Raw genomic sequence first — 20,901 nt, 5'->3', positions numbered from 1 at the left:
ACCACGCACAAACGGAAACCGGGGTACGGACCGCACGGTCCGCACCCCGGTCAACCGTATCGCCTGGGGTCACTCGCCCGACGTGCTCGCGGCCTGCCGGCGCTCCACGGCCGCCTTCACCAGACCGGCGAACAGCGGGTGCGGACGGGTCGGGCGCGAGCGCAGCTCGGGGTGCGCCTGGGTGGCGACCAGGTAGGGGTGCACCTCGCGCGGGTACTCGACGTACTCGACGAGCTTGTTGTCGGGGGACGTGCCCGAGAAGAGGATGCCCGCCTTCTTCTCCAGCTCCGCGCGGTAGGCGTTGTTCACCTCGTAGCGGTGGCGGTGGCGCTCCTCGACGTACGGCTGGTCCGCGTAGACCTCGCGCACGATCGAGCCCTCGGCGAGCTTGGCCGGGTACAGGCCGAGCCGCATGGTGCCGCCCAGGTCGCCCGCGCCCTCCACGTAGGCGAGCTGCTCCTCCATGGTGGAGATCACCGGGTGCGCGGTGGCCGCGTCGAACTCGGTGGAGTTGGCGTCGGGGATCTCGGCCAGGTTGCGCGCGGCCTCGATCACGATGCACTGCAGGCCCAGGCACAGGCCGAGCAGCGGGACCTTGTTCTCGCGGGCCCAGCGGATGGCGCCGACCTTGCCGTCGACACCGCGCTCGCCGAAGCCGCCGGGGATGACGATCGCGTCGACGTCGCCGAGCTGCTTCTGCGCGCCCGCCTGCGTCTTGCAGTCGTCGGAGGTGACCCACTTGACCTTGACGCGGGCCTTGTTCGCGAACCCGCCGGCGCGCATCGCCTCGGTCACCGACAGATAGGCGTCGGGCAGGTCGATGTACTTGCCCACCAGCGCGACGGTGACCTCGTGGTCGGGGTTGTGTACGCGGTCCAGCAGGTCGTCCCACGTGGTCCAGTCGACGTCGCGGAACGGCAGGTCCAGCTTGCGCACGACGTACGCGTCCAGGCCCTCGGTGTGCAGCACCTTCGGAATGTCGTAGATCGACTTGGCGTCGATGGCGGCGACGACCGCGGCCTCGTCGACGTCGCACATGAGCGAGATCTTGCGCTTGATCGCGGTCGGCACGTCACGGTCCGCGCGCAGCACGATCGCGTCCGGCTGGATACCGATGTTGCGCAGCGCGGCGACCGAGTGCTGTGTCGGCTTGGTCTTCAGCTCGCCGGACGGGCCGATGTAGGGCAGCAGCGAGATGTGCACCACGAAGACGTTGTCCCGGCCGACCTCGTGGCGGACCTGGCGGACGGTCTCCAGGAACGGAAGCGACTCGATGTCGCCCACGGTGCCGCCCACCTCGGTGATCACCACGTCGACGTCGTCGGTGGCCATGCGGCGGATGCGCGACTTGATCTCGTTGGTGATGTGCGGGATGACCTGCACCGTGTCGCCGAGGTACTCGCCGCGCCGCTCCTTGGCGATGACCTGGGAGTAGACCTGGCCGGTGGTGACGTTGGCCGAGCCGTCGAGGTCGACGTCGAGGAAGCGCTCGTAGTGGCCGATGTCCAGGTCGGTCTCGGCGCCGTCGTTGGTGACGAACACCTCACCGTGCTGGAACGGGTTCATGGTGCCCGGGTCGACGTTCAGGTACGGGTCGAGCTTCTGCATGGTGACCCGCAGGCCCCGCGCCTTGAGCAGCGCGCCCAGGCTGGAGGCCGTGAGGCCCTTGCCGAGGGAGGAGGCGACACCCCCGGTGACGAAGATGTGCTTGGTCGTCATGGATTTGGGCGGCATCGCCAAGAGGGGGCTCCCGTGGTCGCGAAGTGGGGTGCGTGCCGGCGTCCGACCCGGATTCGGGGGTGCCGTCGCTGCGGTGTCGGGGCCTTCTCGTATCGGGACGGCCACCGGTCCACGGGGTACCAGGGTATCAGCGACGGGCCACGGCCGCTTCCGGCCACACCCGGCGCCGCGCACCGGGCAGGCGCGGGGACCGTTCACCGCGGCCCGCCCGCCGCTCGCCCGTTCGGCGCAGTCATGTTGTCCGGACACCTGCGCGGACCACTTGCGTGCGTCGTATCCTGCCTGGACACTCGCTGCCGAGCCGGGCCGGTCGACCGGCACCACGGAGCCCCGTCACCCGGAAAATCCGGCACCCCCACACCATGCGGGTGGCGACGGTGCCACTGTGGTGTTGGGGTCGCCGCAGCTCGTCAACGACCCTTGACTGCAGTAAGCGCCCCGCGGGGCGGACGTGGCCGTTCGACTGGAGATGCACGTGGCCGGGCGCATCGAGGATTACGCACTCATCGGAGACATGCAGACCGCAGCACTGGTCTGCCGGGACGGCACGGTCGACTGGCTGTGCCTGCCCCGCTTCGACTCGCATGCCATCTTCGCCGGGATCCTCGGCACCGAGGAGCACGGATTCTGGCGGCTCGGGCCGGCGTACAGCGTGAACGACGCACCACCGGCCGCCGACCGCCGCCGCTACCGTGGCGACTCGCTGATCCTCGAGTCGGAGTTCGACACGCCGCGCGGCACGGTCCGCGTGACCGATTTCATGCCGCCTCGTGACGGGGCGCCCCAGCTGATCCGGATCGTGGAGGGCGTCAGCGGCCGGGTGCCGATGCGCTCCGAGCTGCGCATGCGGTTCAGCTACGGGCGCGTGGTCCCGTGGGTGCACAAGATCGACAACCGTACGGTCGCCGTCGCCGGACCCGACTCCGTCTGGCTGGACACCGACGCCGAGACGTACGGCAAGGACCTGACCACCTACTCGGACTTCACCGTCTCCCCCGGCGAGCGGATCGCGTTCACGATCAGCTGGCAGCCCTCGCACAAGGAGCAGCCGGGCCTGCCGGACCCCGAGGGCTCCTTGGACGCCACCGCCGACTTCTGGCGCGAATGGGTCGACCACTGCACCTACCACGGCCCCTACCGCGAGGCCGTCGTCCGCTCCCTGATCACGCTGAAGGCCCTGACGTACGCGCCGACCGGCGGGATCGTCGCCGCGCCGACGACCTCGCTCCCCGAGGACATCGGCGGCGTACGGAACTGGGACTACCGCTACACCTGGCTGCGCGACGCGGCGATCACCCTGTCGTCGCTGCTGCGCACCGGATACCGCGAGGAGGCCCGCGCCTGGCGCGAGTGGCTGCTCCGCGCGGTCGCCGGCGACCCCGAGAACCTGCAGATCATGTACGGCATCGCGGGCGAACGGGAACTGGGCGAGGCCGAGTTGGACTGGCTGCCGGGCTACGAGAACTCCAGCCCGGTCCGGGTCGGCAACGGCGCCGCGCACCAGCTCCAGCTCGACGTCTACGGCGAGGTCACCGAGGCCCTGCACCTCGCGCACATGACCGGCCTGGCGCGCAACGACTACGCCTCGCTGCTCCAGCTCAAGCTGATCCAGTACCTGGAGAAGCACTGGGACCAGCCCGACGAGGGCATCTGGGAGGTGCGCGGCCCGCGCCGGCACTTCGTGCACTCCAAGGTGATGGCCTGGGTCGCCGTCGACCGCACGATCAAGCTCATCGAGTCCGGCGACGCCGACGGACCGCTGGACCGCTGGCGCGAGCTGCGCGACGAGATCCACCGGGACGTCTGCGAGAAGGGCTACGACAAGGAGCGCAACACCTTCACCCAGTCGTACGGCTCGCAGGAGCTCGACGCCTCCCTGCTGCTGATCCCGCAGATGGGCTTCCTGCCGCCCGACGACAAGCGGGTCATCGGCACGATCGAGGCGATCCAGCGCGAGCTGTCGACGTCGGACGGCTTCATCCTGCGCTACCCGACCGAGGGCGCCGAAGAGGGCGTGGACGGCCTTCCTGGCGACGAGGGCGCCTTCCTCGCGTGTTCGTTCTGGATGGCCGACGACCTGGCGATGATCGGCCGGGTCGACGAGGCCCGCAAGCTGTTCGAGAAGCTGCTGGCCCTGCGCAACGACCTCGGGCTGCTCGCCGAGGAGTGGGACCCGCGGCTCCAGCGGCAGGTGGGCAACTTCCCCCAGGCGTTCAGTCACGTTCCGCTGATCGACACCGCCCTGCGGCTGACGGCCTCGGGCGCGTACGGAGGCTGACCGTGTTGTCGCTGGTCGTGCCGCCCCTGTAGCGTCCGCAGCCATGGACACGCAGGGCGGCATCACCGTGCGGCGGGCGCTGGAGCTGCCGGGCCTGCGCAGTGGGCTGCCGGAGGTCCTGGCCGGGGCCGACCGGCTCGACCGCACGGTCCGCTGGGTGCACGCCGGTGAGGTGCCCAACATCGCCTCGCTCCTCAAGGGCGGCGAACTGCTGCTGACGACCGGTCTGGGGCTCGGTACCAGACCGGCCGAGCAGCGCGCCTTCGTGAACCGGCTGGCGGAACGCGGGATCGCCGCGCTCGTCGTCGAACTGGGGGCGCGGTTCGCGCGCCTGCCCGCCGCGATCGTCGAGACGGCGCGCGCGGCCGGGCTGCCGCTGGTCCAGCTGCACCGCGAGGTGCCGTTCGTGACGGTGACGGAGGAGATCCACACCGAGATCGTCAACGGCCACTACGCGCTGCTGCGGCAGGCCGAAGAGGTGAACCGGCGGTGCACCGAGGCGCTGCTGGCCGGCGGCGGAGTCCCCCAGGTGCTCGGCATTCTCGCCTCGTTCACGGGCGACCCCGTCTTCCTGGAGACACCCGACGGGCAGCTGCTGTACGCGGCGGACACCCCCGGCGACGAGGCGGCCGTCGCCGATCCGCTCCAGGTGTGGGAAGGGCTGCGCGGCGGACGCCAGGACGGGCCGCCGACGAACGCCGTCCTGGTGGACGTTCCGGGCGGCGGCCGGGGCACGGCCGCGGTGCGCGCCCGGCTGGTGCTGCTGGCGGTGTCGTCCCCGTTGCTGCCCGTGCACCGCATCGCCGCGCAGCGCGCGGCCGCGTCGCTCGCGGTCGTCCTCATGCAGGCCCGCCAGGAGGAGGAGCTCGCGGCCCGTGGCCGCGGCGACTTCCTGACCGACCTGGCCGAGGGCCGCATCGCCCCGGAGGACGCCCCGGCGCAGGCCCGCGTGCTCGGCTTCAAGCCGGGTTCGGGCCCGCTGCTGCCGGTGGTGATGCGGCTCGCCGCCGAGCTGACGCCGACGGGCAACTGGGCCGTGCTCGCCCGGGCCGTCTCCGATGCGCTGGCCTCCCTCGGAGTGCCGGTCCTGCTCGGCGTGCGCCCCGTGGAGGGCCGCGTACCGCTCCTCGTCGGCCTCCGGGCGGAATCCGACCGGACAGTGGTCGCCGGCCGGGTCGCCGACGCGCTGCGCACGGGCGTCGAACGGGCGGGCCTCGGGAGGGCGGCGCACCCGCCGGTGGTCGTGGTGGGCGTGGCGGGCGGCTGGGCCACGGCGGGGGCAGGGCTGCGGCACGCGGCGGAGACGGCGACGGCGGCGCGGGGGCTGAGCGACCGCCCCTGGTACGACGCCCGTCGTCTGGACATCGACCTGCTGCTGTGGCGACTGCGCGAGCATCCGGACCTGGCGGCGTTCGTGGACCGCGCGATCGGGCCGCTGCGGGCACACGACGCGACGTCACGCCCGCCGCTGCTGCCGACGCTGGAGACGTATCTGGCCCACGCGGGCCGCAAGGCGGAGACCGCGCGCGAACTGCATCTGAACCGGCAGACGCTGTACAACAGGCTGGCGCGGATCGGGGAGCTGCTGGGCACGGACCTGGACGACCCGGAGACGGTGCTCTCCCTGAGCCTTGCCCTCCGCGCCCGCCGCCACGCGCCCTGACCGGGGAGGCCGCCCCCGCGCCCCTGTCGGGGCTCGCCCCGAACCCCGCGCCCGCGGGGTACTCCTCGGGGCTCCGCCCCGAACCCCGCGCCTCAAACGCCGGCGGGGCTCGACGGGTCAGCCGGCGCGGGTTGGTTCTTCGCGCAGCGCCGTGCCCGGCCCCTGCGACGACTGAGGGCGACGCCGCGCGGAGCGCGTGCGGAGCGGGGGCTGGGCGGAGCCCCGTTGTCATCGCGCGGCGGCGCATCCAGCCCGGGGCGACGCCACGGCACACGGCTCGGGGTCCGGGGCGCAGCCCCAGTCACGGGAAGGGGCCGGGGTGGGGAAAACCCCGCGCAGCGGGCCCCTCGACACGGCGCGCCGACCTCCCGGCACCGCGCGGAGCGCGTGCGGAGCGGGGGCTGGGCGGAGCCCCGTTGCCGTCGCGCGGCGGCGCATCCAGCCCGGGGCGACGCCACGGCACACGGCTCGGGGTCTGGGCCGCAGCCCCAGTCACGGGAAGGGGCCGGGGTGGGGAAAGCGCCCCGCGCAGCGGCCCCCTCGACACGGCGCGCCGACCTCCCGGCACCGCGCGCAGCACGTGCGGACCGGGTGGCTGGGCAGAGTCCCCGTTGCCATCGCGCGGCGGCGCATCCAGCCCGGGGCGAAGCCACGGCACACGGCTCGGGGTCCGGGGCGCAGCCCCAGTCACGGGAAGGGCGGGATGGGGAAAGCCCCCCGCGCAGCGCCCCCTCCACACGGCGCGCCGACCTCCCGGCACCGCGCGGAGGGCGAAACGGGGCACGGGGCGAAGCCCCGGGAAATGCCCCGCGCGCCTCAGCCCCCGCCCACCACCTCGTCGTACACGCTCAGCATCTGCGCGATCGTGTCGTCCTCGGACGGCCACGCCCCCGCCTGCACCCGCCCCGCCCGTGCCAGCTCCTCCCGGCGCACCGGGTCAGCCAGCAGTCCGGAGACGGCCGATGCCAGCGCGCCCGCGTCCCCGTACGGGACCAGCACCGCCGCCTCGCCGACCAGTTCGGGCACGCCGCCCACCGCCGTCGCGACGAGGGGGACGCCCAGCCGCAGTGCCTCCTGCGCCGGCACCGGGCGCGCCTCCCAGCGACTGGGCAGGACCGCGACGTCCGCGGCCGCGAGGATCTCGGCCGCGTCGTCGCACCGGCCGAGCAGCCGCACGGGCAGGTCCTCGTCCTCGATGCGCCGCTGGAGCGCCGCCCGCTGAGGCCCCTCCCCCGCGATCAGCAGCAGCGGCGCCGGGTCCCGGGCGCGCCACTGGCGGGCGGCGTCCAGCAGCACCCCGTACCCGCGGTGTTCGTCGAGGCTTCCGACGGCGACCAGCAACGGCCGCTCCACGACGCCGAGTTCGGCCCGCTTCTTGTCCGGGCGGCCCAGCGGCACGCAGCCGCGGGGCGTCGCCAGCGGCGCGAGCCGGGCGTCGCGGGCACCGCGGGCGCGGGCCCGGTCCACGAGCTCGGAGCAGGTGGCGAACACAACGGCCGCCGCCCGTACGGCCCTTCGCTCGATGAGCCGCAGGACCTGGCGCCGCGCGCCCTCACCGTGCCCGCGGGTGTGCCATGTGACGACGAGCGGCACGCGCTGCCCGCTCAGCGCGAGCGCGGCGCGCACGGCGGCGTGCAGCCCGTGCGCGTGCACCACGTCCGCGTCGGCGCACGCCGCGCGCAGGGCGCCGACGGACAGCGGATCGCTCCGGCGCGGCACGGGCACGAAGTGCGCTCCGGTGCCCAAGTAGTCGTATGTGTCATCCAGTTCGGCGGGGGCGCACACCGTCACCCGCACGCCCCGCGCCACCAGCCCCGCGGCCAGCGACCTGACGTGCGCGCTGCTGCCCGCACTGCCGCCGCCCAGTACCTGGACCGTACGCAGCTCTGTCACGCGCCAAGAATGCCAGCCCGTACGGACGTTCAGGCACCGTCCTGATGTCGTGCCTGTATCGGAACGGGGTCCTCGGTGACGGGATCACTCACATAGGTGATTTGGCCGCGATCCTGCTGACGTCGGCTCCCCGTACCGCCGCCGCGACGAAGGCCGCGGCGTGCAGGACGAGTCCTGCGCGACCGTTGCCCGCCACGACCGCCGTACCGAGCGCTGCGCCCAGCGCATGGGCACCGGTGTCGCCGAGCATGGTGCGCTCGCCGAGGTCGTCGGTGACGACGGCGGCCGCGGCGCCCACCGGCGCGGCGGCGAGCGCGCCGGCGGCTCCCCGGCGCAGCAGGCCGGGCGCGCCGAGCCCCATGACGGCGAGGGCGGCGCGCCCCGGCGCCACGTCGACGAGGTTGACGAAATGCGCGGAGCCGGCGATCACCACCCCGGCGAGGAGCCTGTCGAGCGGACGTTCCTTGAGCATCGCCCCGGCGACGAGCCCGGCGGCGCCGATCCCGAACAGTTTGACCGCTCCGCTCGTCACCTCGCCCCGGCGCAGGGCGCCCAGGTGGGCCCGGAAGCCGCGCCGCGGGTCCCCGGCGCCGGCGATGTCGTCGTAGGCCCCGCACAGCCCGGCCGCGCCGACGGCGATCACCGCGGCGCCTCGCGTGCGGGCGGGCAGGGCGCCGGCCACGGAGCCGAGGGCGACGGCCGGTCCGGCGAACAGGTCGACGGTGCGTCCGGCGTGATTCGTGCGCTCCCAGCGTGCGCAGCCGGGGGCCACGCGCCGCCGCAGCGCCGCGGTGACCGACCTCGTGGCGCCGAAGGCGGTGAGGAGGGCGGTGGTCCGGGCGGGGTTCCTGGTCTCCTGGCCTGCTCGCATCGCCCCACCCTATGATCACGCGCGTGCGCCGCCGCGCCGCCCGGGTGCGCCGGGGCGCCCGGTCACGCGGATGTCCGCACCCTCCCGGGTCAGCCGTCGGCGCGGGCCGCTGCCAGCAGTTCCTCCGCGTGCGCCCTCGCCGTCTGCGAGTCCTCCTGGCCCGCGAGCATCCGGGACAGCTCGCGCACCCGGTCCTCGCCCTCCAGGACGGTGACCCCGGAGCGGGTCACGGAGCCGTCGTCGGTCTTCTCGACGAGCAACTGCCGGTCCGCGAACGCGGCCACCTGCGGCAGGTGGGTGACCACGACCACCTGGGCCGACCTGGCCAGCTTCGCGAGGCGCCGCCCGATCTCGACCGCCGCCTTGCCGCCCACACCCGCGTCGACCTCGTCGAAGAGGTACGTCGGCACCGGGTCGGTGCCCGCGAAGACGACCTCGACGGCGAGCATCACACGCGAGAGCTCACCGCCGGACGCGCCCTTGGCGATGGGCCGCGGCGGCGCCCCCGGGTGCGGCGCGAGCAGCAGCTCGACCTCGTCCACGCCGTGGGGCCCGTACGCGACCGTCCGGCCGCCCACCTCGACGCCGTCCGGATCGTCCGTCTGCCGGACGGCGAAGGAGACCCGGGCGTGCGGCATCGCGAGCGAGGCGAGCTCCTCGGTGACGGCCTGCGCGAACCGGGCCGCGGCCTCCGTACGGGCGTCCGTCAACGCCTGGGCCAGCTCGGACAGTTCACGGCGCAGGGCGTCCCGCTCAGCGACCAGCTCGCCGATCCTGTCGTCGTCGCCGTCGAGCTCGGTCAGCCGGGCCGCGCCCTGCTCGGCCCAGGCCAGCACGGCCGCGATGTCCTCGCCGTACTTGCGGGTCAGCTGCGTCAGGGCCGCCCGCCGCTCCTCGACCGCGGCCAGCCGCAACGGGTCGGCGTCGAGGTTGTCCGCGTACCCGGCGAGCTCGCCGGCCACGTCGCCGAGCAGGATGGAGATCTCGCCCATCCGGTCCGCGAGCGCGGCCAGGGCAGGGTCGTGGGCCCGTACGGCGTCCAGCGCCCGTCCCGCGCCCGCGACCAGGGTGGTCGCGTCCACGGCCTCGGGGTCCTCGGGATTGCCCGCGAGGGCACCGTGCGCGACGGAGGCGGCGGAGGCGAGGGCCTCGGCGTGTCCGAGCCGCTCGGCCTCGGCCGCCAGCTCGACATCCTCGCCGGGGCGCGGCTCCACGGCCGCGATCTCGTCGAGGCCGAACCGCAGCAGATCCGCTTCCTGGGCGCGTTCGCGGGCGCGTGTGGTCAGCTCGTCCAGCTCCGCGGCGACGGCACGCAGCCGGCGGTAGGCGGCCGCGTACTTGGCGTGCGGGCCGGTCACCGCGTCACCCGCGTACCGGTCGAGCGCCTCGCGCTGGCGCGCGGGGCGCAGCAGGCCCTGCTGGTCGGTCTGACCGTGGACGGCGACGAGTTCGTCGGCGAGCTCGGAGAGCATGCCGACGGGCACGGAACGCCCGCCCAGGTGGGCGCGCGAGCGCCCCTCCGCCGAAACGGTCCGGCTGATCAGCAGCGTGCCCTCGTCGAGCTCCGCCCCGGCCTCCTCGGCGCGCAGCGCGGCGGGGGCGTCGGCGGACACCCTGATCCGCCCCTCCACCACCGCCGACTTGGCGCCGATCCGCACCAGGGCGGGGTCGGCCCGTCCGCCGAGCAGCAGCCCGAGGCTCGTGACGACCATCGTCTTGCCCGCGCCCGTCTCGCCGGTCACCGCGGTGAACCCGGGCGACAGCTCGACGACCGCGTCGTCGATGACTCCGAGCGACCGTATCCGCATCTCCTCCAACACGGACACGACCTTACGAGGTCCGGGGGCCGCCGCGCGACGGACCCCGGCCACCCGTTCACTCTCCCGTGCAACGCCGGAGCGCGCTCAGTGCGGTGCGCCGCGCCAACCCGACACCGGCAGTGCGAACTTGGCGACAAGCCGGTCCGTGAACGAGGCGTGGTGAAGCCGGGCCAGCCGCACGGGAACGGCTCCTCGCCTGACCACGACACGAGCGCCGGAGGGCAGCTCCACGGTGCGACGGCCGTCGCACCAGAGCACTCCGTGCGGGGTGTGCGGCTGGACCTCGACGGCGAGCGTCGAGTCCGGGGAGGTCACCAGCGGCTTCGCGAACAGGGCGTGCGCGCTGATCGGCACCATCAGCAGCGCCTCGACCTCTGGCCAGACCACCGGTCCGCCGGCCGAGAAGGCGTACGCGGTCGAGCCCGTCGGGGTCGCGCAGACGATGCCGTCGCAGCCGAAGCCGGTCACCGGACGTCCGTCGATCTCCAGGACGACCTCGAGCATCCGCTCGGGCGAGACCTTCTGGACGGCGGCCTCGTTCAGCGCCCAGTCCCGGTGGACGATGTCGCCGTTGCTGTGCACGACGACGTCGAGGGTCATGCGCTCCTCGACCTCGTAGGCGCGGGTGACGACACGGTCGACCACCTTGTCGAGGTCGTCGCGCTCGGCCTCGGCGAGGAAGCCCACACGGCCGAGGTTGACGCCGAGCATCGGCACGCCGGAGGCGCGGGCGAACTCGGCGCCGCGCAGCAGCGTCCCGTCACCGCCGAGCACGACGAGCAGCTCGCAGCCGTCGAGCACTTCGGGCGTGGCGTCGGGGACGGTCTCGACGGACGCGGGCAGCGGCAGGTCCGCCGCCTCGGCCTCCAGCACCCGGACGTCGATGCCGTTGCGCAGCAGGCCCTGGACGACGAGTTCGGCGCTGCGGATCGCCGCGGGCCGACCGGTGTGGGCGAGCAGGAAAACGGTGCGTACGCGGGTTCTGGCTGATGTCGTGGTCGCTGCTGTCGTGGTCAACGAGGTCCCTCCGCCACTGCACGGTCGACGTCCGCCGGATCGAGCTCGGGCGCCCCGGCCCGGAGCCACAGAAAGTATTCGACGTTCCCAGACGGGCCGGGCAGCGGGCTGGCGGTGACCCCCCGTACACCGAGGCCGAGTTCCCCCGCCCGCTCGGCCACAGAACGTACGGCCTCGGCCCGCAGTTCCGGGCTGCGCACGACGCCGCCGCTGCCGAGGCGTTCCTTGCCCACCTCGAACTGGGGCTTGACCATGAGGACCAGGTCCGCGTCGGGCGCGCTGCAGCGGACCATGGCCGGCAGCACGAGCCCGAGCGGGATGAAGGACAGATCACCCACCACCAGGTCCACCGGCACTCCGTCGATCGTCTCCAACGTCATCTCACGGACGTTGGTACGGTCCTTGACGGTCACGCGTTCATCGCTCTGCAGGGACCAGGCGAGCTGTCCGTAGCCGACGTCCACGGCGACGACGTGCGCGGCGCCGGCGCGCAGCAGCACGTCGGTGAAGCCGCCGGTCGACGCGCCCGCGTCCAGCGCCCGCCGCCCCTCGACCTTCAGGCCGAGCGGTACGAAGGCGGCCAGCGCGCCCGCCAGCTTGTGGCCGCCACGGGACACGTAGTCCGGGTCGTCGGCGTCGGCGGCGACGACGATCGCCGCGCTCGTCTCGACCTGGGTGGCGGACTTGGTCGCGGTGTTGCCGCCGACGCTGACCCGCCCGGCGGCGATCAGCTGGGCGGCGTGCTCGCGCGAGCGCGCGAGCTTGCGGCGTACCAGCTCGGCGTCGAGACGGCGGCGGGCGACTCCTGCCACGGTGGGTTCAGCTCCTGTGGTTGTGCGACGGGTCATGGGGGCGCCTGTCGAGCGCGGTCAGCGCGTCCCGCAGACCCCGGTGTACATCCTCGTACACCTCCAGGTGTCCGTCGGCAGCGAGGTGGTCGGCGTCGGCCAGCCTCTCCAGCAGGGCGTCCACCTCGGCCTTGCCGGTGGGCACGCGCGGCACGCCGAGCGGCGCGGGCGCGGCGGGGTCGGGCGCCGGCTCGGGCTCGGGTACCGGCCCCTCCTGGGCGGGCATGGAGTCGCTCATGCCCAGACGCTACCGCGAAGCCCTGCGGTACCGTCGATCACGATGGCCACGACGCAGGAGTGCCTCGGCGCACTCGAGAGACTTTCGGACAACCTGGCGAAGGCGGACGGCGACGTACGCAGCGCGGCGGCGCTGGACCGCTCCCTCAGCTGCCACGTCACGGACCTGGACACGACGTTCACCGGCCGCCTCCAGGACGGCCGGATCGAGGTGATGGACACGCTGCCGGGCCCGCCCCGGGAGAAGGCGCAGATCCGCCTGGCGATGGCGGGCGACGACCTGGTGGCGATGGTCGACGGCGACCTGAACTTCGCACGGGCATGGGCGTCGGGCCGGATCCGCCTGGAAGCCGGCTTCCGCGACCTCCTCCGCCTGCGCGCGCTGCTGTAGCGGGACCCCTCCACGGCCGGGCCGCGGCCGGACGACCCGCTCACGGTGCTCCGCTCCGGCCGCCAGGGCAGCGGGGGCGCTGCCGGGGCGGAGCCCGACGGCCGTCGGAGGTAGAGGCGACCGGGCACCGCCCGAGCGCGGCACGGGGTCCGGAGCGAAGTCCGACGGCCGCCAGGCCGCTGGGCTCCGGGCAACCACCCGAGGCCACAGGACCCGGGGCGAAGCCCCACCGGCGCCCACCGCAGACGCATCCGGGGCCACCCCCCGGCCGCAACACGAAACCCGGCGCGAAGCCCCACGCCCGCCACGCCGCAGGGCTTCGGGCAACCGCCCGAGGCGACAGGGGTCCGGGGCGAAGCCCCGGTTCGGGAAGGGGCGGGGTGGGGGACGTCGCGCGCGGCGGCCCGCCCCCGACGCCTCACGCCGCCGTCGCCGCGCGCCTCCGCGCCGCCGGTACGACCAGCGGCGTGCCCGACTCCGGGTCCTCGATGACCTGACTCCTGACCTGGAAGACCTCCTCCACCAGCTCCGCCGTCACCACCTCCGTCGGCGGCCCCTGCGCGACCACCTTCCCGTCCCGCAGCGCGATCAGGTGCGTGGCGTAGCGCGCCGCCTGGTTCAGGTCGTGGAGCACGGCGACCAGCGTGCGGCCCTGGGACTCGTGCAGCTCCGCGCACAGGTCCAGCACCTCCAGCTGGTGCTGGATGTCCAGGAACGTCGTCGGCTCGTCGAGCAGCAGCAGCGGCGTCTGCTGCGCCAGCGCCATCGCGATCCACACACGCTGACGCTGACCGCCGGACAGCTCGTCGACGTACCGGTCGCCCAGTCCCCCGACCCCCGTGGCAGCCATCGACTCCTGGACGATGCGCTCGTCCTCCGCCGACCACTGCCGCAGCAGGCCCTGGTGCGGGTAACGCCCGCGGCCCACGAGGTCGGCGACCGTGATCCCGTCAGGCGCGACCGACGACTGCGGGAGCAGACCGAGCGTCCTGGCCACCTTCTTGGCGGGCATGGAGTGGATGGCGTGTCCGTCGAGCAGGACCCTGCCCCGGGACGGCTTGAGCATCCGGGACAGGGCGCGCAGCAGGGTCGACTTGCCGCAGGCGTTCGGGCCGACGATCACGGTGAAGGACCGGTCGGGAATCTCCACCGAGAGGTCCTCGGCGATGACCCGCTGGTCGTAGGCGAGGGTGACCGATTCCGCGGTGAGACGCTGCATGGTGGTCGTACTCCCGGCGTTCTGAGGGGACTTCTGAGAGGGCATCGCGGTCGGCGCGGCGGCGGGCGGCCTCATATCCGGCCGGCCCTGCGTTCCGTGACGAGCAGCCAGAGCAGGTAGCAGCCGCCGAGCACGCCGGTCACCACGCCCACGGGCAACTGCCGGTCGGTGAAGGCGTTGGTGGCCACCCAGTCCGCCACGAGCAGCAGCGCCGCGCCCGTCACGGCCGCCGCGGCGAGGTTCGGGCCGGGCGAGCGGGTCAGGCGGCGGGCCAGCTGGGGAGCGCTGAGCGCCACGAAGGAGATCGGCCCCGCCGCAGCGGTGGCCACGGCGATGAACAGCACGCCTGAGCCCATCAGCACGATCCGGGTGCGTTCGACGGGCACGCCCAGCCCGTACGCGGCGTCGTCGCCCATCTCCAGCATGCGCAGCGGCCTCCCGTGCGCCAGGACCACGGGCAGCAGCACGGCGCACATGATCAGCAGCGGCCGGACCTGCGCCCAGTCGCGTCCGTCGAGGGAACCCGTCATCCAGAGCGTGGCGCGGGTCGCGTCGACCAGGTCCGCCTTGGTGATCAGGTAGTGGATGACCGCGGTGAGCATGGCCGCGACGCCGATGCCGACGAGCACCAGCCGAAAGCCCTGCACGCCGCGCTTCCAGGCGAGGAGGCGGACGAGGACGCCGGTGAGGAGGCCCCCGGCGACCGCGCCGCCGGACACGGCGAGCGAGTCCCCGCCGAAGAGCACGATGACCGCGAGCGCACCGACGGTCGCCCCCTGGCCGAAGCCGATCACATCGGGGCTGCCGAGCGGATTGCGGGACAGCGACTGGAAGATCGCGCCGCTGAGGGCGAGGGACGCCCCGACGAGAACGGCGACGAGCACCCGCGGCAGCCGCAGCTCCCGGACGATGAACTCCTGCGCCGCGGTGCCGTTCCCGAGCAGGGTGTCGACGACGTCGCGGAACGACATGGGGAAGTCCCCGCTGCCGATGAGGACGACGGCCGAGGCCGCCGCGGCCGCCGCGAGCACCAGGACGACGGCCGATGCCCGCGGATCGACCCGGACGGAGAACCCTCCGGGTGTGCGTATGGCTTTCACCGGGCTGTTCACAGCTGGGCCATCCTCTTGCGGCGTACGAGTCGGATGAAGACGGGCCCGCCGATCAGCGCGGTGACGATGCCGACCTGGAGCTCGGAGGGGCGCGCGACGATCCGGCCGACGACGTCCGCGCCCAGCAGCAGGACGGGCGCGAGGACCGCGGCGTACGGCAGGATCCAGCGCATGTCCGGGCCGGTGAGGGCCCGTACGACGTGCGGGATCATCAGCCCGACGAAGACGATCGGCCCGCACGCGGCCGTCGCGGCCCCGCACAGCAGGGTGACCGCGATCATCGCGAGGACCCGGGTGCGGTTGAGGTGGGCGCCCAGGGAACGGGCGGTGTCGTCGCCCATCTCCATGGCGTTCAGCGGGCGGGCGATCAGCAGCGACAGCACCGCGCCCACGGCGACGAACGGCACGATCTTCGTGACCGTGCCCGTCTCGGCCGACGCCAGCGAGCCGACGGTCCAGAACCGCAGCCGGTCAAGCGCCGCCGAGTCGAGCAGCTGCACGGCGTTGATGTACCCGTACAGGGCGGCCGTCGCCGCGGTGCCGGCGAGCGCGAGCCGTACGGGGGTGGCGCTGCGGCTGCCGCCGAGGACGTACACGGCGGCGGAGACGACGGCGGCCCCACCGAAGGCGAACCAGACATAGCCCGTGAGCGAGGTGACGCCGAGGAAGCCGATGGCCGACACGACCGCGGCGGCCGCCCCCGCGTTGACGCCCAACAGGCCGGGCTCCGCGAGGGGGTTGCGGGTCAGGGCCTGCATGACCGCGCCGGACAGGCCGAGCGCGGCCCCGACGATCAGACCGAGCAGCGTCCTGGGTACGCGTACGTCCCGGACGATGACGTCGTTTCCGGTGCCCGTGTTCCGGAACAGGGCGTCCCACACGTCGGCCACCGGGATCGGCTTGGCGCCCACGGCGATGCTCGCGACGCAGACCAGCAGCAGGACCACGACCGACACCAGCAGCCCGGCGGCACGCAGGGCGTGGCGCTTGGGGCTCTCGGCTGCGGGGACCGGCTGCGCGCTCTGTTGCGGAGGACTCTCGACCAACACCAGGTTAGGTTAGCCTACCCTCCCATCGTCGCCTCCGGCCGGTTCGTGCGACGTCCTCGCCGAGCCCGCACCACCGGCCTCCCCTGCCTCCATCGGCCAAGCGCCGGGCTACAACTCCAGCCGGGCCAGCACCTTCCCCGCGTCCAGCGCGCACGAGCCGTCCCCCGCGTACGTCCACGCGGCCCCGCACAGCGCGCGCAACCCGTCCAGCGGCGCCCCCTCGCCGTCCAGCACCAGCTCGTCGCCGCGCACCGCCGCGCTCCAGCCCCCGCAGCGGAACTCCCCGTCCGCCTTGGTCACTTCCGGCTGCGGCGTCAGCATCCCGCGCAGATCGGCGTCCACGTACGTCGGCCGGTGCTGCGGAACGGCCGCCAGCAGCCGCGCCGCGTCCGTCACGCCCGTCAGCACGAGGAGCGAGTCCACACCGCCGTTGAACGCGCCCTCGATGTCCGTGTCCAGACGGTCCCCGACCACCAGGGGCCGCTCGGCGCCCGTCCGCAGAATCGTCTCCCGGTGCATCGGCGGCAGCGGCTTGCCCGCGATCTGAGGCTCGGCGCCCGTCGCGATCCGCACGACCTCGACCGCCGCGCCGTTGCCGGGTGCGATGCCTCGGGCACTGGGAATCGTCAGGTCGGTGTTGGACGCGAACCACGGCACGCCCCGCGCGATCGCGTAACAGGCCTCGGCGAAACGCCCCCACGGCAGATCCGGCCCGCCGTACCCCTGCACCACGGCCACCGGCCCGTCCTCCGCGGACTCCACCGGCTCGAGCCCGCGCTCACGCAGCGCCACCCGCAGCCCCTCGCCGCCGACGACCAGCACCCGGGAACCGGAGGGAACCTGCTCGGAGATCAGCCGCGCCACCGCCTGCGCGGACGTGATCACGTCCCCGGCTGCGGTCGGGATGCCCAGTTCCGTGAGGTGCCCGGCCACGGCGTCCGGGGTGCGCAACGCATTGTTCGTCACATACGCGAGGTGCATTCCGCCGGCGCGGGCGGTCGCCAGCGATTCGACAGCGTGCGTGATCGCCTCCCCGCCCGCGTACACCACCCCGTCGAGGTCGAGCAGGGCAGTGTCGTACGCCTCGCTCAGCGCGGTCGCGCTTCCGCCCGGCCGGTTCGTGCCCTGCTGACTCATCCGTATCGCTCCTCGCTCGGGTTCGCTCCCCCGATCATCGCTCATCCCTCGCGCACGCATACGATGCCCTGATGAGCAACGACGGTCCTGCGGCCGATGACGGCCTGCACCTGATCCCGTTCCGCGGACTGCGCTACGTCCCCGAGCGGGTGGGCAGCCTCGCCGCCGTGACCTCGCCGCCGTACGACGTGGTCGTCAGGCCCGACGGACTGCACCACCTCGAGTCGGCGGATCCGCACAACATCGTTCGCCTCATCCTGCCGCAGGCCGCCTCCCCCGAGGACCGTCACCGGCAGGCCGCCGATACGCTGTCCCGCTGGCTCTCCGACGGCGTGCTGGCCGCCGACCCGGAGCCCGCCCTGTACGTGTACGAGCAGCGCAAGGGCGATCTGCTCCAGCGCGGCGTCATCGGGGCGCTCGCCCTGTCCGAACCGTCCGACGGCGTCGTCCTGCCGCACGAGGACGTGATGCCGGAGGTCGTCGCCGACCGCGCCGCGCTCATGCGCACCACCGCGGCCAACCTGGAGCCCCTGCTCCTCGCCTACCGCGGCGGCGGCGAAACCTCCGGGACCAGTGCCGTGATCGAGCGCACCATCCTGAGGCCGCCGGTCATCGCCACCACCACCGAGGACGGCTTCAGCCACCGGCTGTGGTCGGTCACGGACCCGGCGGAACTCTCCGAGGTCGAAGACGACCTGAGCCGCCATCAGGCCCTCATCGCCGACGGTCACCACCGCTGGGCCACCTATCTGCGCCTGCGCGCCGAACACACGGGCGCGCCGGGCCCCTGGAACTACGGCCTGGTCCTGCTCATCGACACGGCCCGCTACCCGCTCCAGGTCCGCGCGATCCACCGCCTGCTGCGCCGGCTGCCGGTCGCCGACGCCCTGTCCGCACTCGACGGGCGGTTCCGCGTCCGCGACCTCGACGTCTCCCTGGAGCAGGCACTCGGCATCCTCGCCGGGGCGGCCGCCGAGGGCAACGCCTTCCTGCTCGCCGGTGACGGCCGCTTCCACCTCGTCGACCGTCCGGATCCGGAGCTGCTCGCCGGTACGGTCCCCGGCGGCCGCCCCGAGGCCTGGCGCACACTGGACGCGACCGTGCTCCACGCGACGATGCTGGACCGCATCTGGCACATCCCCGACACCCCGGAGCACATCACCTACATCCACGACACCCGGGCGGCGGTCACCCAGGCCGAACGGGACGGCGGCACCGCCGTGTTGATGCACCCGGTAGCCGAAGAGGTCGTCCGCGACCTCGCTCGCGAAGGTGTCACGATGCCGCGCAAGTCGACGTCGTTCGGCCCGAAGCCCGCGACGGGCCTGGTGCTGCGGAGCCTCGCACTCGACTGAGGCCGCACACGCGGGTGAGGGCGGTACCCGGCCGGGTACCGCCCTCACATGTCTCACCGCTGCCGTCTGCCCGCTACTCGGCGGACCTGTCCTGGCCCTCGTCCTCGGCCTGCGCGGCGGCGTCACCGGTGGCGTCCGGCTCCGCCCCACGCTCCGCCACCGGGGCACCGCCCTCGTCGAGGTCCTGGTCCTCCGGGGTCTCGACGAGGTCGTCCATCACGTCGACGAACTCGACGCCGTCGATCTCGGCGAGCCGGTCCGAGGCGTCGGTGGCTCCGTCCTTGTCCGCCTCGAGCGCCTTGGCGAACCACTCGCGCGCCTCGCTCTCGCGGCCGGCGGCCAGGAGCGCGTCGGCGTACGCGTAGCGCAGCCGCGCGGTCCAGGGCTGCACGGAGCTCGAGGCCAGCTCGGGGCTCTGCAGGGTCACGATGGCGGCGTCCAGCTGCCCCATGTCCCTGCGGGCTCCGGCGGCGACGAGCCGCATCTCGACCTGGCCGGCCTTGTCCAGCTTCTGCACCTCCGGCTCACCGGCCATCGCCAGCGCCCGCTCCGGACGACCCAGACCGCGCTCGCAGTCGGCCATGACGGGCCACAGTTCCACGGTGCCGGTCATCCGCCGCGCCGCCCGGAACTCGGCCAGGGCCTCGGAGTACTTCTGCGTCGCGTACGCGGCGAAGCCGGCGGCCTCGCGCACGGCGGCGACACGGGACGCGAGCCGCAGGGCCACACGGGAGTAGGCATAAGCCCGCTCGGGGTCCTCGTCGATCAGATTCGCGACCATGACGAGGTTCCTGGCGACGTCCTCGGCGAGACCCTTCGGAAGGCTCTGCAGCTCCTGCCGGACGTCCTTGTCGATCTCGTCGCCGGTGACGTCGTCGGGGATGGGCAGCCGCTTGATGGGCTCGCGGTCCGAACGGTCCCGGTCGTCACGACGGCCGTAGCCACCGCGGTCGTCGCGGCCTCGGTACCCACCACGGTCGTCGCGGCGGTCATCGCGGCGGGGACCGCGGAAGCCGCCGCCCTGGCGGTCGCGGTCGCGGTCGTCGCGGCGGAAGCCACCGGCCGGACGGTCGTCACGACGGCCGTAGCCACCGCCGCCACCACCACCGGGACGACCACCACGGTCGTCACGCCGGTCGTCACGACGGAAGCCGCCGCCCTGACGGTCCCGATCACGGTCACGGTCGCGGTCGTCGCGGCGGAAGCCGCCGGCCGGACGGTCGTCACGACGGCCATAACCACCGCCCCGCTCGTCACGCGGCCGGTCGTCACGAGAACCGCGGTACCCACCACGGTCATCACGCCGGTCGTCACGCCGGTCGTCACGCCGGTCATCACGGCGGTCATCGCGGCGGAAGCCGCCACCACGCTCGTCGTCGCGACGGAAACCGCCACCGGGACGGTCGTCACGACGGCCATAACCACCGCCGCCGGCAGGACGACCACCACGGTCGTCACGCCGGTCGTCACGACGGAAGCCGCCGCCCTGACGGTCCCGATCACGGTCACGGTCGCGGTCGTCGCGGCGGAAGCCACCGGCCGGACGGTCGTCACGACGACCATAACCACCGCCCCGCTCGTCACGCGGCCGGTCGTCACGAGAACCGCGGTACCCACCACGGTCATCACGCCGGTCGTCACGCCGGTCATCACGGCGGTCATCGCGGCGGAAGCCGCCACCACGCTCGTCGTCGCGACGGAAACCGCCACCGGGACGGTCGTCACGACGGCCGTAGCCACCACCGCCGACGGGACGACCACCACGGTCGTCACGCCGGTCGTCACGAGGACCGCGGTACCCACCGCGCTCGTCGTCGCGACGAGGCCCACGATCGCGGTCGCGGTCGTCGCGGCGGAAGCCGCCGCCGGCGGGGCGGCCGCCCCGGTCGTCACGCGATCCGCGGTAACCTCCGCGCTCACCACGGTCGTTGTCCCGACGAGGCCCACGGTCCCGGTCGTCACGACCGCCGCGGAAACCTCCCCTGTCACCACCGTCCCTGCGACGCGGCTCGCGCTCCGGACGATCGTCGGGAGAGTTGGTGGACATCGGCGTGACTCCTGTCTTCGGGTACCACAGTCATTCTCGCGCAGCCGGCCATCGACCGCGCTTCGGCATATCAGCAAAACAAAAAGGACCCTTGGTCCAGCGTGAACGCTGGACCAAGGGTCCTTCAAAGATTGTTCGGCGGCGTCCTACTCTCCCACAGGGTCCCCCCTGCAGTACCATCGGCGCTGAAAGGCTTAGCTTCCGGGTTCGGAATGTAACCGGGC

17 protein-coding genes and 1 rRNA gene are annotated in these 20,901 nt (G+C 73.5%); 4 read left to right on the top strand and 14 right to left on the bottom strand.

What is annotated here, in order from left to right:
• Positions 1 to 69: 69 nt before the first annotated feature.
• Positions 70 to 1,734, bottom strand: coding sequence for a CTP synthase (locus AB0K02_RS32955; RefSeq protein ID WP_365996289.1), 1,665 nt, complete (start codon positions 1,732 to 1,734; stop codon positions 70 to 72).
• A 481-nt stretch (positions 1,735 to 2,215) separates the two neighbouring features.
• Between AB0K02_RS32955 and AB0K02_RS32950 the strand changes: the two genes are divergently transcribed.
• Both AB0K02_RS32950 and AB0K02_RS32945 read left to right on the top strand, forming a co-directional pair.
• Complete coding sequence (locus AB0K02_RS32950; protein ID WP_365996294.1) at positions 2,216 to 4,018, top strand: glycoside hydrolase family 15 protein; 1,803 nt, start codon at positions 2,216 to 2,218, stop codon at positions 4,016 to 4,018.
• Between the two features lie 43 nt (positions 4,019 to 4,061).
• A complete protein-coding gene (locus AB0K02_RS32945; protein ID WP_365996288.1) occupies positions 4,062 to 5,681 on the top strand; it encodes a PucR family transcriptional regulator ligand-binding domain-containing protein in 1,620 nt (539 codons plus the stop codon).
• An 816-nt stretch (positions 5,682 to 6,497) separates the two neighbouring features.
• Here the strand turns inward: AB0K02_RS32945 and AB0K02_RS32940 are convergent.
• The 6 genes from AB0K02_RS32940 to AB0K02_RS32915 form a co-directional block, all read right to left on the bottom strand.
• Positions 6,498 to 7,574 (bottom strand): glycosyltransferase family 4 protein, encoded by a 1,077-nt coding sequence (locus AB0K02_RS32940; RefSeq protein ID WP_365996287.1) that lies wholly within the window; start codon positions 7,572 to 7,574, stop codon positions 6,498 to 6,500.
• An 88-nt stretch (positions 7,575 to 7,662) separates the two neighbouring features.
• Entirely contained in the window at positions 7,663 to 8,445 is a 783-nt protein-coding gene (locus AB0K02_RS32935) for a hypothetical protein (RefSeq protein ID WP_365996285.1), read from the bottom strand.
• Positions 8,446 to 8,534: 89 nt separating this feature from the next.
• Positions 8,535 to 10,253, bottom strand: coding sequence for a DNA repair protein RecN (gene recN, locus AB0K02_RS32930; RefSeq protein WP_365996293.1), 1,719 nt, complete (start codon positions 10,251 to 10,253; stop codon positions 8,535 to 8,537).
• Positions 10,254 to 10,349: 96 nt separating this feature from the next.
• Positions 10,350 to 11,282 carry an NAD kinase gene (locus AB0K02_RS32925; RefSeq protein ID WP_365996284.1) on the bottom strand — a complete coding sequence of 311 codons (933 nt, stop codon included), beginning with the start codon at positions 11,280 to 11,282 and terminating at the stop codon, positions 10,350 to 10,352.
• The gene (locus tag AB0K02_RS32920; RefSeq protein WP_365996283.1) at positions 11,279 to 12,094 is read right to left on the bottom strand and encodes a TlyA family RNA methyltransferase; all 816 of its coding nucleotides are present in this window, start codon (positions 12,092 to 12,094) and stop codon (positions 11,279 to 11,281) included. Before AB0K02_RS32920 ends, AB0K02_RS32925 begins: the two co-directional genes overlap by 4 nt.
• Positions 12,095 to 12,101: 7 nt before the next feature.
• A complete protein-coding gene (locus AB0K02_RS32915) occupies positions 12,102 to 12,368 on the bottom strand; it encodes a hypothetical protein (protein ID WP_365996282.1) in 267 nt (88 codons plus the stop codon).
• 42 nt (positions 12,369 to 12,410) lie between these two features.
• Here AB0K02_RS32915 and AB0K02_RS32910 point away from each other — a divergent pair, with 42 nt between their 5' ends.
• Positions 12,411 to 12,758, top strand: coding sequence for an SCP2 sterol-binding domain-containing protein (locus AB0K02_RS32910; protein WP_365996281.1), 348 nt, complete (start codon positions 12,411 to 12,413; stop codon positions 12,756 to 12,758).
• 418 nt (positions 12,759 to 13,176) lie between these two features.
• Here AB0K02_RS32910 and AB0K02_RS32905 read toward each other — a convergent pair whose 3' ends face one another.
• The 4 genes from AB0K02_RS32905 to AB0K02_RS32890 all read right to left on the bottom strand — a co-directional run bounded on the left by AB0K02_RS32905 (position 13,177) and on the right by AB0K02_RS32890 (position 17,275).
• Complete coding sequence (locus tag AB0K02_RS32905; protein WP_365996279.1) at positions 13,177 to 13,977, bottom strand: ABC transporter ATP-binding protein; 801 nt, start codon at positions 13,975 to 13,977, stop codon at positions 13,177 to 13,179.
• Positions 13,978 to 14,048: 71 nt separating this feature from the next.
• Positions 14,049 to 15,089, bottom strand: coding sequence for an iron chelate uptake ABC transporter family permease subunit (locus AB0K02_RS32900; protein ID WP_365996278.1), 1,041 nt, complete (start codon positions 15,087 to 15,089; stop codon positions 14,049 to 14,051).
• Positions 15,086 to 16,138, bottom strand: coding sequence for an iron chelate uptake ABC transporter family permease subunit (locus AB0K02_RS32895; RefSeq protein WP_365996277.1), 1,053 nt, complete (start codon positions 16,136 to 16,138; stop codon positions 15,086 to 15,088). The genes AB0K02_RS32900 and AB0K02_RS32895 overlap by 4 nt, the downstream gene beginning before the upstream one ends.
• A gap of 108 nt (positions 16,139 to 16,246) precedes the next feature.
• Complete coding sequence (locus tag AB0K02_RS32890) at positions 16,247 to 17,275, bottom strand: HAD hydrolase-like protein (protein WP_365996276.1); 1,029 nt, start codon at positions 17,273 to 17,275, stop codon at positions 16,247 to 16,249.
• A 71-nt stretch (positions 17,276 to 17,346) separates the two neighbouring features.
• Between AB0K02_RS32890 and AB0K02_RS32885 the strand changes: the two genes are divergently transcribed.
• Positions 17,347 to 18,630 carry a DUF1015 domain-containing protein gene (locus tag AB0K02_RS32885; RefSeq protein ID WP_365996275.1) on the top strand — a complete coding sequence of 428 codons (1,284 nt, stop codon included), beginning with the start codon at positions 17,347 to 17,349 and terminating at the stop codon, positions 18,628 to 18,630.
• 73 nt (positions 18,631 to 18,703) lie between these two features.
• Here AB0K02_RS32885 and AB0K02_RS32880 read toward each other — a convergent pair whose 3' ends face one another.
• The 3 genes from AB0K02_RS32880 to rrf form a co-directional block, all read right to left on the bottom strand.
• A complete protein-coding gene (locus AB0K02_RS32880) occupies positions 18,704 to 19,411 on the bottom strand; it encodes a hypothetical protein (RefSeq protein WP_365996274.1) in 708 nt (235 codons plus the stop codon).
• Positions 19,396 to 20,805: a hypothetical protein gene (locus AB0K02_RS32875; RefSeq protein WP_365996273.1), complete on the bottom strand. Its 1,410-nt coding sequence runs from the start codon at positions 20,803 to 20,805 to the stop codon at positions 19,396 to 19,398. Before AB0K02_RS32875 ends, AB0K02_RS32880 begins: the two co-directional genes overlap by 16 nt.
• A 5-nt stretch (positions 20,806 to 20,810) precedes the next feature.
• A 5S ribosomal RNA gene (rrf, locus tag AB0K02_RS32870) occupies positions 20,811 to 20,901 on the bottom strand; the annotation flags it as partial.

It is taken from the genome of Streptomyces sp. NPDC049597, from assembly GCF_040675505.1.
GTDB lineage: Bacteria > Actinomycetota > Actinomycetes > Streptomycetales > Streptomycetaceae > Streptomyces.
The sequence above is the reverse complement of the archived record's forward strand: the minus strand, read 5'-3'. Positions and strand labels throughout refer to the sequence as shown.